The 16,647-nt window shown below is 65.2% G+C and carries 17 protein-coding genes and 1 pseudogene; 13 read left to right on the top strand and 5 right to left on the bottom strand.

What is annotated here, in order from left to right; translation table 11 throughout:
* Positions 1-23 precede the first annotated feature (23 nt).
* The 5 genes and pseudogenes from G6N38_RS14035 to G6N38_RS14055 form a co-directional block, all read left to right on the top strand.
* On the top strand, positions 24-998 hold the full coding sequence (locus tag G6N38_RS14035; protein ID WP_163748382.1) for a bifunctional MaoC family dehydratase N-terminal/OB-fold nucleic acid binding domain-containing protein: 975 nt from the start codon (positions 24-26) through the stop codon (positions 996-998).
* Entirely contained in the window at positions 995-1,396 is a 402-nt protein-coding gene (locus G6N38_RS14040) for a MaoC family dehydratase (RefSeq protein WP_163748385.1), read from the top strand. Before G6N38_RS14035 ends, G6N38_RS14040 begins: the two co-directional genes overlap by 4 nt.
* Positions 1,396-2,562, top strand: a complete 1,167-nt coding sequence (locus G6N38_RS14045; RefSeq protein WP_163748387.1) for a 17-hydroxy-3-oxo-4-pregnene-20-carboxyl-CoA lyase — start codon at positions 1,396-1,398, stop codon at positions 2,560-2,562. Before G6N38_RS14040 ends, G6N38_RS14045 begins: the two co-directional genes overlap by 1 nt.
* A gap of 99 nt (positions 2,563-2,661) precedes the next feature.
* Complete coding sequence (locus G6N38_RS14050) at positions 2,662-2,844, top strand: hypothetical protein (RefSeq protein WP_163748389.1); 183 nt, start codon at positions 2,662-2,664, stop codon at positions 2,842-2,844.
* Positions 2,801-3,103: pseudogene (locus tag G6N38_RS14055) on the top strand (DUF559 domain-containing protein); the annotation flags it as partial. The gene G6N38_RS14050 and the pseudogene G6N38_RS14055, both read left to right, overlap by 44 nt.
* A 43-nt stretch (positions 3,104-3,146) precedes the next feature.
* On the opposite strand, the gene G6N38_RS14060 reads toward G6N38_RS14055, so the two are convergent.
* The 3 genes from G6N38_RS14060 to kstD all read right to left on the bottom strand — a co-directional run bounded on the left by G6N38_RS14060 (position 3,147) and on the right by kstD (position 6,521).
* Positions 3,147-3,773: a hypothetical protein gene (locus tag G6N38_RS14060; RefSeq protein ID WP_163748391.1), complete on the bottom strand. Its 627-nt coding sequence runs from the start codon at positions 3,771-3,773 to the stop codon at positions 3,147-3,149.
* A 173-nt stretch (positions 3,774-3,946) separates the two neighbouring features.
* Positions 3,947-4,807 carry an enoyl-CoA hydratase ChsH3 gene (locus tag G6N38_RS14065; RefSeq protein WP_163748393.1) on the bottom strand — a complete coding sequence of 287 codons (861 nt, stop codon included), beginning with the start codon at positions 4,805-4,807 and terminating at the stop codon, positions 3,947-3,949.
* 1 nt (position 4,808) lies between these two features.
* Positions 4,809-6,521: a 3-oxosteroid 1-dehydrogenase gene (kstD, locus tag G6N38_RS14070; RefSeq protein WP_163748403.1), complete on the bottom strand. Its 1,713-nt coding sequence runs from the start codon at positions 6,519-6,521 to the stop codon at positions 4,809-4,811.
* Positions 6,522-6,674: 153 nt separating this feature from the next.
* Between kstD and G6N38_RS14075 the strand changes: the two genes are divergently transcribed.
* Genes G6N38_RS14075 through G6N38_RS14090 form a run of 4 tightly spaced genes read left to right on the top strand, consistent with a single transcriptional unit; the run spans position 6,675 to position 11,596 of the window.
* Positions 6,675-7,460, top strand: a complete 786-nt coding sequence (locus G6N38_RS14075; RefSeq protein ID WP_163752007.1) for a 2-keto-4-pentenoate hydratase — start codon at positions 6,675-6,677, stop codon at positions 7,458-7,460.
* Between the two features lie 13 nt (positions 7,461-7,473).
* Positions 7,474-8,427, top strand: a complete 954-nt coding sequence (locus G6N38_RS14080; RefSeq protein ID WP_163748405.1) for an acetaldehyde dehydrogenase (acetylating) — start codon at positions 7,474-7,476, stop codon at positions 8,425-8,427.
* A complete protein-coding gene (gene dmpG, locus G6N38_RS14085) occupies positions 8,424-9,479 on the top strand; it encodes a 4-hydroxy-2-oxovalerate aldolase (RefSeq protein ID WP_163748407.1) in 1,056 nt (351 codons plus the stop codon). Before G6N38_RS14080 ends, dmpG begins: the two co-directional genes overlap by 4 nt.
* A 44-nt stretch (positions 9,480-9,523) precedes the next feature.
* The gene (locus tag G6N38_RS14090; RefSeq protein ID WP_246227915.1) at positions 9,524-11,596 is read left to right on the top strand and encodes a RecQ family ATP-dependent DNA helicase; all 2,073 of its coding nucleotides are present in this window, start codon (positions 9,524-9,526) and stop codon (positions 11,594-11,596) included.
* Between the two features lie 39 nt (positions 11,597-11,635).
* Here G6N38_RS14090 and G6N38_RS14095 read toward each other — a convergent pair whose 3' ends face one another.
* Positions 11,636-12,541, bottom strand: a complete 906-nt coding sequence (locus tag G6N38_RS14095) for an IclR family transcriptional regulator (RefSeq protein WP_163748409.1) — start codon at positions 12,539-12,541, stop codon at positions 11,636-11,638.
* Between the two features lie 124 nt (positions 12,542-12,665).
* Here G6N38_RS14095 and G6N38_RS14100 point away from each other — a divergent pair, with 124 nt between their 5' ends.
* The 3 genes from G6N38_RS14100 to G6N38_RS14110 are packed head-to-tail and all read left to right on the top strand — an operon-like array spanning position 12,666 to position 15,731.
* Positions 12,666-13,793: a hypothetical protein gene (locus G6N38_RS14100; protein ID WP_163748410.1), complete on the top strand. Its 1,128-nt coding sequence runs from the start codon at positions 12,666-12,668 to the stop codon at positions 13,791-13,793.
* A 4-nt stretch (positions 13,794-13,797) separates the two neighbouring features.
* The gene (locus tag G6N38_RS14105) at positions 13,798-14,580 is read left to right on the top strand and encodes an SDR family oxidoreductase (RefSeq protein WP_163748412.1); all 783 of its coding nucleotides are present in this window, start codon (positions 13,798-13,800) and stop codon (positions 14,578-14,580) included.
* Positions 14,580-15,731 carry a sulfotransferase family protein gene (locus G6N38_RS14110; RefSeq protein WP_163748415.1) on the top strand — a complete coding sequence of 384 codons (1,152 nt, stop codon included), beginning with the start codon at positions 14,580-14,582 and terminating at the stop codon, positions 15,729-15,731. The genes G6N38_RS14105 and G6N38_RS14110 overlap by 1 nt, the downstream gene beginning before the upstream one ends.
* Before the next feature lie 28 nt (positions 15,732-15,759).
* Here the strand turns inward: G6N38_RS14110 and G6N38_RS14115 are convergent, their stop codons facing one another.
* Positions 15,760-16,212: a MarR family winged helix-turn-helix transcriptional regulator gene (locus G6N38_RS14115; protein WP_163748418.1), complete on the bottom strand. Its 453-nt coding sequence runs from the start codon at positions 16,210-16,212 to the stop codon at positions 15,760-15,762.
* Positions 16,213-16,275: 63 nt separating this feature from the next.
* Between G6N38_RS14115 and G6N38_RS14120 the strand changes: the two genes are divergently transcribed.
* Positions 16,276-16,644, top strand: a complete 369-nt coding sequence (locus tag G6N38_RS14120; RefSeq protein WP_163748420.1) for a VOC family protein — start codon at positions 16,276-16,278, stop codon at positions 16,642-16,644.
* The last annotated feature ends 3 nt before the right edge of the window (positions 16,645-16,647 follow it).

The raw sequence follows: 16,647 nt of genomic DNA on the forward strand, positions 1-16,647 counted from the left end.
TGCGCGAAGAGCCGAGGACAGCGATGAGCGCCGTCGACGACATCAAGGCCGCGGCCGAGCGGGTCAAGGCCGAAGGCAGGAGCAAGCCGCGGGTTGGCCGGCATCCGGTCAACCAGCCGATGGTCGATCACTGGCTGGACGCGATCGGTGACAAGAATCCGATCTACGTCGACTCCGACGCCGCCAAGGCGGCCGGTCATCCCGGCCTCGTTGCACCGCCCGCGATGATCCAGGTCTGGACGATGATGGGTCTCGGTGGTGTTCGCCCCGACGACGATCCGCTGGGCAAGATCCTCGAATTGTTCGACGAGGCAGGCTATATCGGCGTCGTCGCAACCAACTGCGAGCAGACGTATCACCGCTACCTGCGGCCCGGCGAAGAGGTCAGCGTCGCCGCCGAGCTGACCGATGTGGTGGGCCCGAAGCGTACGGCATTGGGTGAGGCATTCTTTGTCACGCAGACCATCACCTGGTCTGTCGGTGATGAGGATGTCGCCGAAATGATGTGGCGCATCATGAAATTCATCCCAGCAGAAAAGGATGGGGCTAAGGAGTCCGCAGTTTCTTCGGTGCCGGACGACCTCGATGCGGATTCCGCGATGCGGCCGGCGTCATCGCGGGACACCAAGTTCTTCTGGGACGGTGTCAACGCGCACGAGCTGCGCATCCAGAAACGGGACGACGGAACGCTGGTTCATCCGCCGGTTCCCGCGCTGTGGCTGGACAAAGAGCAGGAGACCGACTACGTCGTCGCCAGCGGCAACGGCACCGTCTTCAGCTTCGTGGTGCACCACGCACCCAAGGTGCCCGGTCGCACGCTGCCGTTCGTCATCGCCCTCGTCGAACTCTCCGAAGGCGTGAAGATGCTCGGTGAGCTGCGCAACGTCGACCCCTCGACCGTGGAGATCGGAATGCCAGTGCGCGCAATGTATATCGACTTCCCGGCCAACGATGTCGGCCCGGCCTGGACCAACTACGCGTGGGAGCCCGCCACATGAGCGCGCCTGCAATCGAGGTCGGCACCAAGCTGCCCGAGCTCAAGTTCTACGGGGACCCGACGTTCATCGTCTCGACGGCGATCGCCACCCGGGATTACCAGGATGTGCATCACGACCGGGACAAGGCGCAGGCCAAGGGTTCCAAGGACATCTTCGTCAACATCCTCACCGACACCGGTCTGGTCCAGCGGTTCATCACCGACTGGGCTGGGCCGACCGCGGTCATCAAGTCGATCGGTCTGCGCTTGGGCGTGCCCTGGTATGCCTACGACACGGTCACGTTCTCGGGTGAGGTCACCGCAGTGGAGGACGGATTGATCACGTTGAAGATCGTGGGCAACAACAGTCTTGGTGACCACGTGATTGCCAACGCCACGCTCACGATTGGTGCCGCCTGATGCCGGGCGAGCTGTCGGGCAAAGCCGCGATCGTCGGTATCGGCGCGACCGATTTCTCGAAGAACTCCGGTCGCAGCGAGCTCCGGTTGGCGTCCGAAGCCGTGCTGGACGCCCTGGCGGATGCGGGCCTCACGCCCGCCGACGTCGACGGCATGACGACGTTCACGATGGACTCGAATACCGAGGTCGCCATTGCGCGGGCCACCGGTATCGGCGACCTGAAGTTCTTCTCCAAGATCCACCATGGCGGGGGCGCGGCCTGCGCGACTGTCCAGCAGGCAGCCATCGCGGTGGCCACCGGTGTCGCGGATTGCGTTGTGGCATATCGCGCTTTCAACGAGCGCTCGGGGATGCGGTTCGGCCAGGTGCAGATGCGCCTGGTGGAGAATGCCGACTCCACCGGTGTGGACAACTCGTTCTCCTATCCGCACGGGCTGTCGACGCCGGCGGCTCAGGTGGCGATGATCGCCCAGCGCTACATGCATCTGTCAGGGGCAACGAGCCGTGATTTCGGCGCGGTGTCGGTCGCGGACCGTAAGCACGCCGCCAACAACCCGAAGGCGTACTTCTACGAGAAGCCGATCACCATCGAGGATCATCAGGCCTCACGGTGGATCGCCGAGCCGCTGCGGCTGCTGGACTGCTGCCAGGAGACCGATGGCGGTGTCGCGCTGGTGATCGTCTCGGCCGAGCGTGCCAAGGACCTCAAGCACCGGCCGGCGATCATCGAGGCGGCGGCGCAGGGGTCGAGCCCCAACCAGTACTCGATGACGAGCTACTACCGGCCCGAACTTGGGCTGCCCGAGATGGGGCTGGTCGGCCGGCAGCTGTGGGAACAGTCCGGGTTGACCCCGGCCGACATCCAGACGGCGATCCTCTACGACCACTTCACCCCGTTCACGCTGATTCAGTTGGAGGAGTTGGGGTTCTGCGCGCCGGGTGATGCGAAGGACTTCGTCAAGGACGGGGCGCTGGAGATCGGCGGACGGCTGCCGATCAACACTCACGGCGGTCAGCTCGGTGAGGCCTACATCCACGGCATGAACGGCATCGCCGAAGGTGTGCGCCAGCTGCGGGGCACCTCGGTGAACCAGGTGGACAACGTCGAGCACGTGCTCGTCACCGCAGGCACCGGCGTCCCGACGTCCGGCTTGATCCTGGGTTGATTTCCCGCCGAGCGTCACGTCAGAGTCACGTTCGGCGTCGAGCGTGGCTGTGGCGTGACGTTCGCGGTGGTTGTCGGTGGCTAGCGGCACACTGCCGCCATGAGTCAGCCGTTCATCGGTAGCGAGGCCGTCGCCGCCGGAGACATCCCCAAGAGTGCGCTGCGGCGTCGCTTCACTCGTCTTCTTCCCGACGGGTATGTCGCGGCCGGCACCGAATTGAACGCCCAGGGTTGGGCTCGAGGCCGGCTTGCCACGGCCGCAGACCCAGATCGCCATCTATGACACGTTCGGTGAACTGATCGCTTACCTCGACATGGGGTGGGAGGGCGTCAAGGTTGCCGCCGAGTACGACGGACAGCAGCACCGCACCGATCGGATGCAGTACGCCTGGGACTCGCGGCGCCGCGAAAAGCTGGAAGAGCTGGGATGGATCGTCATTCGGGTCCTGGCCGGGGATCAGCCGGCCGATGTCATCCGGCGGGTGCGGGCCGCTGTTGCACGCCGAGCGTCACTCCAGGGTCACATTCGACGTTCAGCGTGACTCTGGTGTGACGCTCGGCGAAAAAACTAAGGCCCGAGAGGGCTTAGGTCAGGTTGTTCTTGATCTGAGTATCCTGCATCTTGGCGATGGCCAGCGCGGTCTCGTTCTGCACCGGATCGTTTGGCGCACTGGAGAACTCGACGCTCGTGACTGCCTTACCCTGGGTGAAGTACACCTCGGTGATGGCTTTCGAGCCGTCGGGCGATTTGCCGGTGGCGATGAAGCCGCCGTCGCCGACGTCAGCGGGCTGCGGCGCTCCGTCGACGTCCTTGGAGACCGCTGACTTTGCATCATCCAGCCTCTTGACCGCCGCAGCGGGATCCGTTTCGATCATGATCTGGAAGGTGATGGTCTGGTTCTGCGCGGCGTTGGACATGGTCTGGCCGATTCCGGTGATACCGGCCGGGGGCGTCTCCGGCGGGCTGGCCACGAAGCTCGGATCGATGTCAGAGGCCTTCAGCAGAAGATTGCTGTAGTCGCCCGCGGGGGCGGCGGTGGCCGCAGCGCTGGAGGTCTCCGACGCGGCGGACGAAGAGCTGCTGGCGGAGCTCGACGCAGCCGACGACGACGATGAGGACCCCTTGTCGTCGCTGCCGCAGCCGACTGCTGCGGCGCCCACGAGCAGCGCGGCGGCGACGAGGCCGACGGTCTTGGTAGGGGCAATCTTCATGGGGACGTCCTTTCGTAGAAGCACCAAAGTTTGCTTTGCCTAAGTTCCTACCCTGGAGCTGGCTGAAAGTCCGACCGATCGACAAATAAGACGTCCAAATCACACCACTGCGTAATCTGGATCGCGGACTGCTGACGGTGGTGACGCACCGACCCGCTATCGCCCGCGAGAACTCAGACCGGGATAAATTCCACGTCGGAGAGGATGACGGCATCGTCGCGGCTCGGAGCGGTGACGATGCCGACATAGCGGCCGTCTTCCTTCCATGCGCTGACCTTGATGGTCTCACCCGGATAGCAGACCCCGGCGAACCGCGCGCCGTAGGTCTTCACAGCCGATGCGTCGGAATCGAGCAGCGTGTCGACCAGCGCCTTGCAGGTCATCCCGTAGGTGCACAGGCCATGCAGGATCGGCTTGGGAAAGCCTGCCGCCGCGGCGAATTCGGGATCGGAGTGCAGCGGGTTGCGGTCACCGCACAGGCGGTACAGCAGCGCCTGCTGGGGCAGTACCGGTACCGAGATCTCGTAGTCCGGCGCGCGATCGGGGGCAGCCACCGATGTCGACGGGCCGCGCTCGCCACCGAAACCGCCTTCACCGCGGGCGAAGATCGATCGCTTGGTGGTCCACAACAGCTTGCCGTCCGGGTCGGTCACCGTCGTCTCGCTGACGATGACGGCCGCCTTGCCCTTGTCCCAGATCTCGGTGAACCGCTGAACCGATCGCGCGGTGCCACTCGGCGGCAGCGGAGCTGGCACGGTCACTGCCTCGCTGGCGTGCAACACCTTGCTCAGCTCGATCTCGATGCCGGGGAACTTCACCTCGGGGGGCTCGGTCATGTGGAAGCTGGCCGCGACGTTGCCGAAGGTCGGCAGCACCTGTGGGGTGCCGTCGGTGAGGTAGCGCAATTCCTTGGGATCCATGGGATCCGCACCGGCGCCGAGACCGAGCTGATAGAGCTGGACATCGCTACTGGTCCAGGAGAACTCGATGGGTTCCAGTTCAGCCGCAAGTGCGACGGACACATCTATCGGCATGTCAGCTCTTTCCTGTGCTGGACGTCGCCGGCCCAGCGGCTCCGGCGATATGCAATGCCGCTAAGTACCCGAACGCCATCGCGGGGCCGATGGTGCCGCCGGGACCCGGATAGGTGTGACCCATCACCGGGGCACTGACATTACCGGCCGCATAGAGGCCCTCGATCACTGAACCGTCGTCGCGCAGCGCCCGTCCGTTCACATCGGTGCGGATGCCGCCCTTGGTGCCCAGATCGCCGGGCACCATCTTGGCGGCATAGAACGGCCCGTTCTTGATCTCGCCGAGGTTGGGGTTGGGCTTGTTGGTCGGATCGCCGTAGTAGCGGTCGTAGGCGCTTTCGCCACGGTGGAAGTCCTGATCGGTCCCCGAGCGGGCGAAGCCATTGAACCGCTCGACGGTCGCCAGGAAGGTGTCGGCCGGAAGTCCGGTCACCTTGGCCAGCTCCTCGAGCGTATCGGCCTTGACGATCACGCCGGATTCCATCCACTTCTTCGGAATCCGTTGTCCCGGCTGCAATCCGGCGAAGATGTACCGGTCGCGGTACTGCTGGTCGAAGACCAGCCACGCCGGGACGTTCTCACCCGGGCCGGGTCCCTGGCCGTACTGGCCGCCGTACATGTGGTGGCAGGCCTCGACATAGGGCATGGACTCGTTCATGAAGCGCTTGCCGGCCAGGTTGACGATGATCGATCCGGGGGAGTTGCGTTCCGACAGCGCGAACCACGGCGCGCCGACCAGCGGAACCGTCGGGCCCCACCATGCGTCTTCCATCAGTTCCAGTGCCGCACCGAGCTTCTCGGCCGCCACGATGCCGTCGCCGGTGTTGGCCGCGGCTCCCACCGTCCAGTCGGCGGTGATCGGTGCGCGCTGGTACTTCACGCGCATCTGCTCGTTGCGTTCGAATCCACCGCTGCCGAGGATGACGCCGCGGCGGGCGCGGATCAGTTGCGGGTCAGCTGATTCCGGTCCGGTGGTGTCACGCACATAGATACCGCGCACGACGCCGTCCTCGACGTACAGGTCGGTCAGCGCGGTGTTGAGCAGTACGGGAACCCCGGCCTGTTGCAGGCCGATCCGCAGCGGGGCGATCAACGCGCGGCCCATGCCGACCAGGTTCTTGCCGCGCGCACCGGCCCACATCGTGCGCGCGCCGACCTTCAGGCTGCGCAGCACACCGCGGGGATGGCGCTTGAGCTGGTTGAGACGCACGTAGTCCTGCTGCATGACAACCACATTGAGTGGCACCTTGCCGTAGGGCGGTTCCAGGAACTTCTCGTCGGGGCCCAGCTTCTTGGCGTTGAACGGCTTCGGTTCGATCGAGCGTCCCCCTGGGCGCCCGCCGGGAGTCTCCGGGTAGTAGTCGGAGTAGTTGGGCACCCAGCACATCTTCAGCGGCGAGTGCTTGAGCACGAACGACAGCATCTCGGGTCCGCGCTCAAGGTAGGTGTCGATGCGCTCCGGCTCCACCACGTCGCCGACGATCTCGTGCAGATACCTCCGCGCGGCTTCTTTGGTGTCGGTGACCCCGTCACGCTTGAGGATCTCGTTGTTGGGGATCCATACGCCGCCACCCGAGCGCGCGGTCGAGCCGCCGTAGTGCGGGGCCTTCTCGACGACGACCGCCGATAGTCCCTGGTGAGCGGCGGTGAGTGCGGCGACCATCCCGGCAGCGCCGCTCCCGACGACGACGACGTCGAACTCCTGAGCTGTCATACTAGAACACGTTATAGAATTGCCCCGTCCGGGCGCTACTGACCCCTCCTTTCCGATCAGCGGAACGCTTACCCCAAGGGCTCTCGGACCGCACTAGAATTGCCGCACCGGGTGCCGTTAGCCCCGGTCACACCGACGATGGGACTCCCCGGAATGCTGAGCGTTTCGACGCGCGACGAGCTTGCCGCCGAACTTGCCGAGGCGGAGCGCAGCCGCGTCCCCATGACTCCGTTGACGTCCAATCACCCCGATATCGATGTGGTCGACGCCTACGAGATCCAGCTGATCAACATCCGGCAGCGGATCGCCGAAGGGGCCCGGGTGGTCGGTCACAAGGTCGGGCTGTCGTCGGAGGCCATGCAGAAGATGATGGGCGTCGACGAGCCCGATTACGGTCATCTGCTGGCCGATATGGAGGTGTTCGAGGACCGGCCGGTGCCCGCCGGGCGCTACCTGTTCCCGCGCGTCGAGGTCGAGGTCGGCTTCATCCTCGCCGACGACTTGCCGGGCGCGGGGTGCACCGAGGACGACGTGCTGGCAGCTACCGCCGCCTTCGCGCCGGCGATCGAACTCATCGACACCAGGATCAAGGACTGGAAGATCGCGCTGTGCGACACCATCGCCGACAATGCGTCCTCGGCGGGCTACGTGCTCGGCAAGGAGCGGGTGTCGCCCAAAGACGTTGATATCAGGGCCATTGACGCGGTGCTCACCCGCAACGGGGAAGTGGTGGCCGAAGGTCGTAGCGACGCCGTGCTGGGCAATCCGGTCACCGCGGTCGCGTGGCTGGCCCGCAAGGTCGAGAGTTTCGGGGTGCGCCTCAAGGCCGGCGACATCGTGCTGCCGGGGTCGTGCACCAGGGCCATCGATTGCCGCCCTGGCGACCAGTTCATCGCCGACTTCGCCGGGCTGGGTTCAGTCCGGCTGTCATTCGAGTAAGAGGAGCGTCCTAATGGGCCAGAAGAGCTCAGTTGCGATCGTCGGGTCGGGCAACATCAGCACCGACCTGCTGTACAAGCTCCTTCGTTCGGAGTGGCTCGAGCCGCGCTGGATGATCGGCATCGATCCGGAGAGCGAAGGCCTGGCTCGCGCCCGCAAGCTGGGGCTGGAGACCAGTCACGAGGGCGTCGACTGGCTGTTGGCTCAGTCGGAGAAGCCGGATCTGGTGTTCGAGGCCACCAGTGCCTACGTGCACAAGGCCGCCGCGCCGCGCTACGCCGAGGCCGGGATTCGGGCCATCGACCTGACGCCGGCCGCCGTCGGCCCCGGCGTGATTCCACCGGCCAACCTGCGTCAGCACCTGGACGCCCCGAACGTCAACATGGTCACCTGCGGCGGCCAGGCCACCATCCCGATGGTCTACGCAGTCTCGCGCGTGGTCGATGTGCCGTACGCGGAGATCGTCGCGTCGGTGTCGTCGGCATCGGCCGGTCCGGGCACGCGGGCCAATATCGACGAATTCACCAAGACCACCAGTGCCGGTGTCGAGGTGATCGGTGGTGCCAAGCGCGGCAAGGCGATCATCATCCTGAACCCGGCCGATCCGCCGATGATCATGCGAGACACCATCTTCTGCGCGATTCCCGAGGACGCCGACCACGACGCGATCACCCAGTCGATCAAGGACGTGGTTGCGGAGGTGCAGACCTACGTGCCGGGCTACCGGCTGCTCAACGAGCCGCAGTTCGACGAGCCGACGGTCTACAACGGCGGCAACCATCTCGTCACCACGTTCGTGGAAGTGGAGGGTGCCGGTGACTACCTGCCGCCCTACGCTGGAAACCTGGACATCATGACCGCCGCGGCCACCAAGGTCGGCGAAGAAATCGCGAAAGAGCGCGCGTCGCGCGGCGATGAGCGCTCGCGCGAAGAGCAGACAGCAGCGGCCGGAGGAGCGCAGGCATGAGCACCGAAGAGATCTACTTCAACCCGATGTGGGACGTCCGGATGACGGACACGTCCTTGCGTGACGGCAGCCACCACAAGCGCCATCAGTTCACCAAGGAAGAGGTCGGTGCCATCGTCGCCGCCCTCGACACCGCGGGCGTTCCGGTCATCGAGGTGACCCACGGCGACGGGCTGGGCGGCTCGAGCTTCAACTACGGGTTCTCCAAGACCCCGGAGCAGGAGCTGATCAAGCTGGCCGCCGAGACGGCCAAGGAATCCAAGATCGCGTTCCTGATGCTGCCCGGCGTCGGCACCAAGGAAGACATCAAAGAGGCGCAGAACAATGGCGGCTCGATCTGCCGGATCGCCACCCACTGCACCGAGGCTGACGTCTCGATCCAGCACTTTGGCCTGGCCCGCGAACTCGGGTTGGAGACCGTGGGATTCCTGATGATGAGCCACACCATCTCTCCGGAGAAGCTGGCTGCGCAGGCGCGGATCATGGCCGACGCGGGATGTCAGTGCGTCTACGTCGTCGATTCCGCCGGTGCCCTGGTGCTCGAGGGGGTGGCCGACCGAGTCGCCGCGTTGGTCGCTGAACTCGGTGACGACGCTCAAGTCGGTTTTCATGGCCACGAGAACCTCGGCCTCGGCGTGGCCAACTCGATCGAGGCCGTCCGCGCCGGTGCCAAGCAGATCGACGGATCGTGCCGCCGGTTCGGCGCGGGGGCGGGCAACGCTCCGGTCGAGGCGCTAATCGGGGTGTTCGACAAGATCGGCGTCAAGACCGGTATCGATTTCTTCGATATCGCCGATGCCGCCGAAGAGGTCGTCGCACCGGCCATGCCGGCCGAATGCCTGCTGGACCGCAATGCGCTGATCATGGGTTACTCCGGCGTCTACTCCAGCTTCCTCAAGCACGCCATCCGGCAGTCCGAGCGCTACGGCGTGCCGGCCCACCAGCTGTTGCACCGGGCCGGTCAGCGCAAGCTGATCGGTGGCCAGGAGGATCAGCTGATCGATATCGCGCTGGAGATCAAGCGCGAACAAGAAGCGGCTGCCGCCAAGTAGGGGACTTCCTGACACGAGACGACGCCCAGGCCATCCTGGAACAGTTGGCCGGGCCCACCGCGGTTCTGCGCGACGACCAGTGGACGGCCATCGAAGCACTGGTGGTGCATCGCCGCCAGGCGCTGGTCGTGCAGCGCACCGGGTGGGGCAAATCGGCGGTGTATTTCATCGCCGCCAAGCTGCTGCGCGAGCGGGGCCACGGTGCGACGGTCATCGTGTCGCCCTTGTTGGCGCTGATGCGCAACCAGGTCGCCGCCGCGCAACGAGCAGGAGTTCGTGCGGCCACCATCAACTCGGGCAACGTCACCGAGTGGGACGAGATTCACCAGCGGGTCAACAGCGGCGACCTTGATGTCCTGCTGGTCAGCCCGGAACGGCTGAACAATCCGGAGTTTCGCGACACCGTGTTACCGGCGCTTGCCGCCGACGCCGGACTGGTGGTGGTCGATGAGGCGCACTGCGTCTCGGACTGGGGCCACGACTTCCGGCCCGACTATCGGCGGATCCGAACGCTGATCGCCGAACTCGGTTCGGATATACCGGTTTTGGCGACGACCGCCACCGCCAATGATCGTGTCGTCAACGATGTCGCGGCGCAGCTGGGCGTCGGCCGCGCCGACAATGTGTCGGGTGGCGGCCGGGACACGCTGGTGCTGCGCGGTGGACTTGATCGTGAGTCGTTGCGGTTGTCGGTGGTCCAGGCCGGCGGCGGCGCACAGCGTACGGCCTGGCTGGCCGAGAATCTCGATTCGTTGCCGGGTTCTGGAATCGTCTACACCCTGACCGTCGCCCAGGCGAACGATGTGGCCGCGCTGCTACGCGAGCGCGGGTATGAGGTGGCCGCGTACACCGGGTCGACGGAAACCGCTGAGCGAGAACAGCTCGAGGCGGACCTCCTCGGCAACCGGGTGAAGGCCCTGATCGCCACTTCGGCGCTGGGGATGGGATTCGACAAACCGGATCTGGGCTTCGTGGTGCATCTCGGAGCGCCCTCGTCGCCGATCGCGTACTACCAGCAGGTCGGGCGTGCGGGTCGCTCGACGGACAACGCTGAGGTGGTGCTGTTGCCTGGTCGTGAAGATCAGGACGTCTGGCGGTATTTCGCATCGGTGGCGTTTCCCTCGGAGGCCATGGTGCGGAACGTGATTCGTGAGCTCGATCCCGACCGCCCACAGTCGACGCCCGCCTTGGAGCCATTGGTGGATCTGGGCCGCACCCGGCTGGAGATGGTGCTGAAGGTGCTCGACGTCGACGGTGCGGTACGGCGGGTCAAAGGTGGCTGGCTCGCCACCGGCGAACCATGGCATTACGACGAGGCCCGCTACCGCCAACTCGACGAGGCCCGCCGCCGCGAGCAGCAGGCGATGCTCGACTACCAGAGCACCGGCGAATGCCGAATGACGTTCCTGCGCAGGCAACTCGACGATCCTGATCTCATCGACGGCGAGCGGTGTGGCCGCTGCGACAACTGCGCCGGTGCCCATTTCGGTGCCGCGGTGGACGAAGATGCGGCCGTGCTCGTCCAGGAGCGGCTGATGCGACCCGGCGTGGAGATCACCCCGCGCAAGCAGTGGCCGTCGGGGCTGGGAAAGCTCGGTGTCACTCTCAGCGGCCGAATCGGCGACGGTCCGGAGCCGGGCCGGGCGATTGGGCGACTGACCGACCTGGGCTGGGGCCCGCGCCTGCGGCGGTTGATCGACGAACCCGACGGTGAGGTGCCACCGGATGTGGTGCAGGCTGCGGTCAAGGTGCTGGCCGCCTGGGACTGGGCAACTCGTCCGGCTGCTGTGCTGGCATTGGACTCGGATAGGCATCCCGCCCTGATCGCGTCCCTGGCTCGGGAACTGGCCCGGCTCGGCAGACTGACCGACCTCGGGGTGTTGCGCTACGCGGCGGGCCACCGGCCGGTTGGCGCGGCCAACTCCGCGTATCGGGTCGCAGCCCTGGATGGAGCGTGGTTGCCGCCGGATCCGGCGGCTATTGCGGCAGCGGGCGGCCCGGTGCTGCTCGTCGATGATCTGACCGATACGGGGTGGACACTGACGATGGCCGCGCGGGTAGTGAAGGAGGCCGGTGCGCCCGCCGTGCTGCCGCTGGTGCTCGCGGCTACGAGCTGAGGGCGGGTAACGCCGGCGGTCGTCATCGGCGAGCTGTGATCACCACTGCGGTTTGGTGCCCCCGAGCTGTGCGGTGAGCGCATCGGCGGCGGCGACCAATCCGCGGGCGTGCTTGGCGATCTCGGAGTCGGTGAGCGCCCGGCCGATCTGAAGCGACACCACCATCGCCTGTCGGTGGTAGTGGTCGTAGACGGGCGCGGAGATGACGCTGACGTCGTGGCGTTGACGGGTGCCCTCGGCCTCACTGCGCAGGTACACCCGCTCCCCGATATCGGAGATCAACTCACCCAGCAGCGCGCGCAGCTCGTCGGGCAGTGTGCTCGACATCCCCGCCATCATCGCGTACAGCCGTCTGCCCCCTGGGGTGAGGCGCTCGACGAGATATCCCGTCGTCCGGCATTCGGCGATCACGCGGTCGAGTCGCTGCGTTTCGGTGCGCAGCGGGATTGTCGGGGCCCTGTCCAGCCAGTTGCGCAGGGAATCGTCGTCCCACAGCACGAACATCAGGCCCACCGGCGGGGCGAAGGGGTAGCTCTGCCCGACGCGCACCCCGACGTCGGAGCCGGGCGGTTCGACCAGTTCCAGCAGCGTGATCCGGTCATCGACGACGGCGGCCAGCGCCGCAGTGGTGTCGAAGGACTTCGACAGCGTGGCCAGTTCGGCACGCGCGGCCGGGTTGACCCGCAGTGATTCCTGCGCCAGGTGGCCCAGCGCGATCAGGCTGGGGCCCAGCCGGTAGGTCTTGTCGGCAGCATCGCGCACCAGGTAGCCCGACTCGGTCAGGGTGGTGACGATGCCCAGACAGGTGGGCTTGGCCAGGCGGAGTCGGCGGGCCAGCTCCGAGAGACCGAAGCGGTCGTGTGGGTGTTTGGCGAGAAAGTCCAGAATCGCCACCACGCGCTGCGTCGGGGGAGATGATCGACCGGGAGTGGACGGGTCCGCCATTGCAAAATCCTACCTCTACGTTCCAGATATGGACCATTAGCTTGGTTGACTGGAATTAGAACGCGTTCTAGTCTCAGTCGGAGAACGTACCAATGCGGTCCAATATTGAAACGCGAGGCGGTCGATGTACACCCAGCCACTAGTGGACGCCATTGCCGAGTCCGAACGTCTGGTCTCCGAAGCTCCGTTCATCGAGTCGGAGGCCGACCTGCTCGAGGGGCTGCAATATCTGGCGGGGTGCGTCGCGGCCTGTACACACGTCGCCTTCGACTACGACCGCGACCATCCGTTCCTGCATTCGGGTACCGGACCGTTCACCAAGATGGGTCTGGACAACCCGGACACGATGTACTTCGGCACCAGGGTGGTGGCCGGCCGTGAGTACGTCGTCACCGGCAAGCGCGGCACCACCACCGACGTCAGCTTCCAATTACTCGGCGGTGAGTACACCGATGCGGTGGTCCCCGACAGTGAGACGGCGTTCGACGACCGCAAGCTGGACATCGCCGCCGACGGCACCTTCGAGTGGCGATTCACCCCGGACACCAACGCGCAGCTGGTGATTCGCGAGGTCTACAACGACTGGTCCGCCCAGCGTGGCAGCTTTGCGATCGCTCGCACTGACACCGCAGGCACTGCGCCGCCGGCACTCACCAACGATCTGATCGAAAGGCGCTGGGCGACCGCGGGCAAACAACTGGTGCAGCGCGTCAAGACCTGGCTGCAGTTCCCGAAATGGTTCTATGACAATCTGCCGGTCAACACCCTGACGGCACCGCGTCTCACACCTGGTGGGCTGGCCACCCAGTACTCGTCGGTGGGCCATTACGACATCACGCCCGATCAGGCACTGATCCTGACGCTGCCGGTCTCCGACGCCCCGTACCTCGGGTTCCAGCTCGGCAGCTTGTGGTACATCTCGCTGGACTACATCAACCACCAGACTTCTCTGAATGGCACTCAGGCACAGGCTGATCCGGACGGCAAGATTCGCATCGTCGTCGCCGACCAGAACCCCGGGGTGACCAACTGGGTCGAGACGCTCGGGCATGCCAAGGGCTACCTGCAGTTCCGCTGGCAGCGGGTATCCCGCGAACTGACCGAGGCTGACGGCCCCACCCTGGAGCTGGTCGATCTCGACGCGGTGGCGGGCAAGCTGCCCTACTACGAGCACAACAAGATCTCCGACGACGACTGGCGCCAGCGAATCGCGCTGCGTCAGCAATTAATTGGCAACAGGATGGTGGGATAAACACATGGCCGGCTTGCTCGAGAACAAGGTCGTCGTGATCAGTGGCGTTGGTCCGGCGCTGGGCACGACGCTGGCGCGCCGATGTGCCGAGGAAGGCGCCGACCTGGTGCTTGCGGCACGGACGGTCGGGCGCCTGGACGATGTGGCCAAACAGGTCACCGACCTTGGCCGCCGCGCGCTGTCGGTGGGCACCGACATCACCGACCAGGGCCAGGTCGACAATCTGGTCAAGCAGACGCTGGACGCCTACGGCAAGGTCGACGTGTTGATCAACAACGCATTCAAGGTGCCGTCGATGAAGCCCTTCGCCAATACGACGTTCGACCATATCCGCGAGACGGTGGAGCTCACAGTGCTCGGCGCGCTGCGGCTGATCCAGGGTTTCACCCCGGCTCTGGTCGAGGCCAAAGGATCGGTGGTCAATGTGAACTCGATGGTGGTGCGGCACTCCGACCCCAAGCAGGGCGCATACAAGATGGCGAAGTCGGCATTGTTGGCCATGTCGCAGTCGCTGGCCAGTGAGCTGGGAGAACAGGGTATCCGCGTCAATTCCGTTCTGCCCGGCTATATTTGGGGCGGAACCTTGCAGGGCTACTTCGAGCATCAGGCCAGTAAGTACGGCACGACCGTCGACGAGATCTACAAGGCTGCCGCGGTGAACAGCGATCTCAAGCGGCTGCCCACCGAGGACGAGGTCGCCTCGGCCATCCTGTTCATGGCCAGTGATCTGTCCAATGGAATCACCGGCCAGACGCTGGACGTCAACTGCGGGGAGTATCACAACTGATGAGTGAAAAGACCGTGAGTGATTTCCTCAGCGTCGAGAGCCTGCTCGCCTCGGCCGTCAAGGCCACGGGTATGGACGATTTCGGCGTTGATGATGACAACTATCGAGAAGCGCTGAGTGTGCTGCTCGAATCGTTTCGCAACGATGCGGACCTCACCGAGGTCGGCAGCAAGATGCAGCGGTTCTTCGTGCGAAATGCATTGGTGGCCAGGCTGGTTTCCGAGGCGGCCTTCAAACAGTATCCGCAGCATGTCGACGTGCCGATCGAACGACCGATCTTCGTCACCGGGCTGCCGCGCACCGGAACCACCGCGCTGCATCGGCTGTTGTGCGGCGACCCGCGGCATCAGGGATTGGAGCTGTGGCTGGCCGAGTTCCCGCAGCCCCGGCCGCCCCGGGAAACCTGGAAGGACAACCCGGTCTTCCAGCAGATCGATGCGCAGTTCGCCAAGGCTCATGAGGAGAACCCGGACTACACGGGCTTGCACTACATGACCGCCGACGAGGTGGAGGAGTGCTGGCAGTTGCTGCGGCAGTCGCTGCACTCGGTGTCCTACGAGACGCTCGCGCACGTGCCGACCTACGCGCAGTGGCTGGCAGGTCAGGATTGGACGAAGTCCTATGCGCGGCATCGCAAGAATCTGCAACTGATCGGGCTCAACGAGCCGGAGAAGCGTTGGGTGCTCAAGAATCCGAGTCACCTGTTCGCCTTGGATGCGGTGTTCGCCGTCTACCCTGATGCGCTGATCCTGCAGTGCCATCGGCCGGCCGAGACGATCATGGCGTCGATGTGTTCGCTGGCTCAACACACCACCGAGGGCTGGTCGAATACGTTTGTCGGGGACGTGATCGGTGCCGACTCGCTGGAGACCTGGTCGCGCGGGCTTGAGCGGTTCAACACCGAACGCGCCAAGCAGAATCCGGCACAGTTCTACGATGTGGACTATTTCGAGCTCATCAAGGAACCGATTCGCACGGTGGAGAACATCTACTCGCACTTCGGCATCGAGATGACTGACGACGCACGCGCAGCGATCCAGCGCACCGACGAGGAGAGTAAGCAGGGCCCGCGGGCGCCCAAACACACCTATTCGCTGGCCGACTACGGGTTGACCGAGGAGCAGGTCAAGGAGCGCTTCAGGGGGCTGTGAGCCTCCTCGAGGAGAAGGTGTCGTCGAGCTATGCGCCGTCGTTGCCATCGCGCAGGGAACGGATCATGCTCTGCAGGATCCGGTACGCGCCTGACTGCTCGGTCTCGGTCAGGCCGGCCAGCATTCTGACCTCGACGGACCGGACCGCTACGGTCGCCTTCTCGAGGCTGCGTCGGCCGCGCGGTGTGAGCCGCGTAGGGAGAACCTTCCCGACGGGCGCCGCTGCGGGCCTGGTCACGTACCCGTCTCGTTCCAGGGCCTGGAGCAGCACGTTCATCGATTGCCGTGTCACGAACGCGCCCCGCGCAAGCTCGGAGTTCGACAAGCCCGGCCGTTGAGCCAGCAGCTCGAGGCAGGAGTAGTGCGTCACGCTCATCCCGAGCGGCCGCAGCACCTCCTCCATGGCTGCGCGGAGCGCGCTCGACGCCTCTTTCAGCAGGTATCCCAGTGACGTCTCGAGGTCGACGCCGTCTTGACTCATGTCAGTATTCTGACATAGTGTGCGCCGTGTCAGTAAACTGACACAAAGAGAAGGAGCATCCTCATGCCCGCCACCGGCCCCGACTTCATCTCGCTACAAGCGCGCGACCTCGACGCTTCGCAGGCGTTCTACGAGCAGTACCTCGGCCTCGTTCGATCGCAGGCCGGACCTCCGCACGCCGTGGTCTTCGAGACGAAGCCGATTGCGTTCGCGCTCCGCGACGTCATACCCGGCACCGATCTCGGATCCGTTGCTCAGCCGGGCATCGGTGCAGCGATCTGGTTCCACGCCACAGATGTCCAGGCCATTCACGATGCTCTCGTCGCCGACGGTCACCCCATCGTTTCCGCACCGATTGACGGGCCCTTCGGCCGGACATTCACCTTCGCCGACCCCGACGGTTACCACGTCACTCTCCACGACCGCGGCTGACCG

Source organism: Mycolicibacterium helvum (assembly GCF_010731895.1).
In the GTDB taxonomy this organism is placed as follows: Bacteria; Actinomycetota; Actinomycetes; order Mycobacteriales; family Mycobacteriaceae; genus Mycobacterium; species Mycobacterium helvum.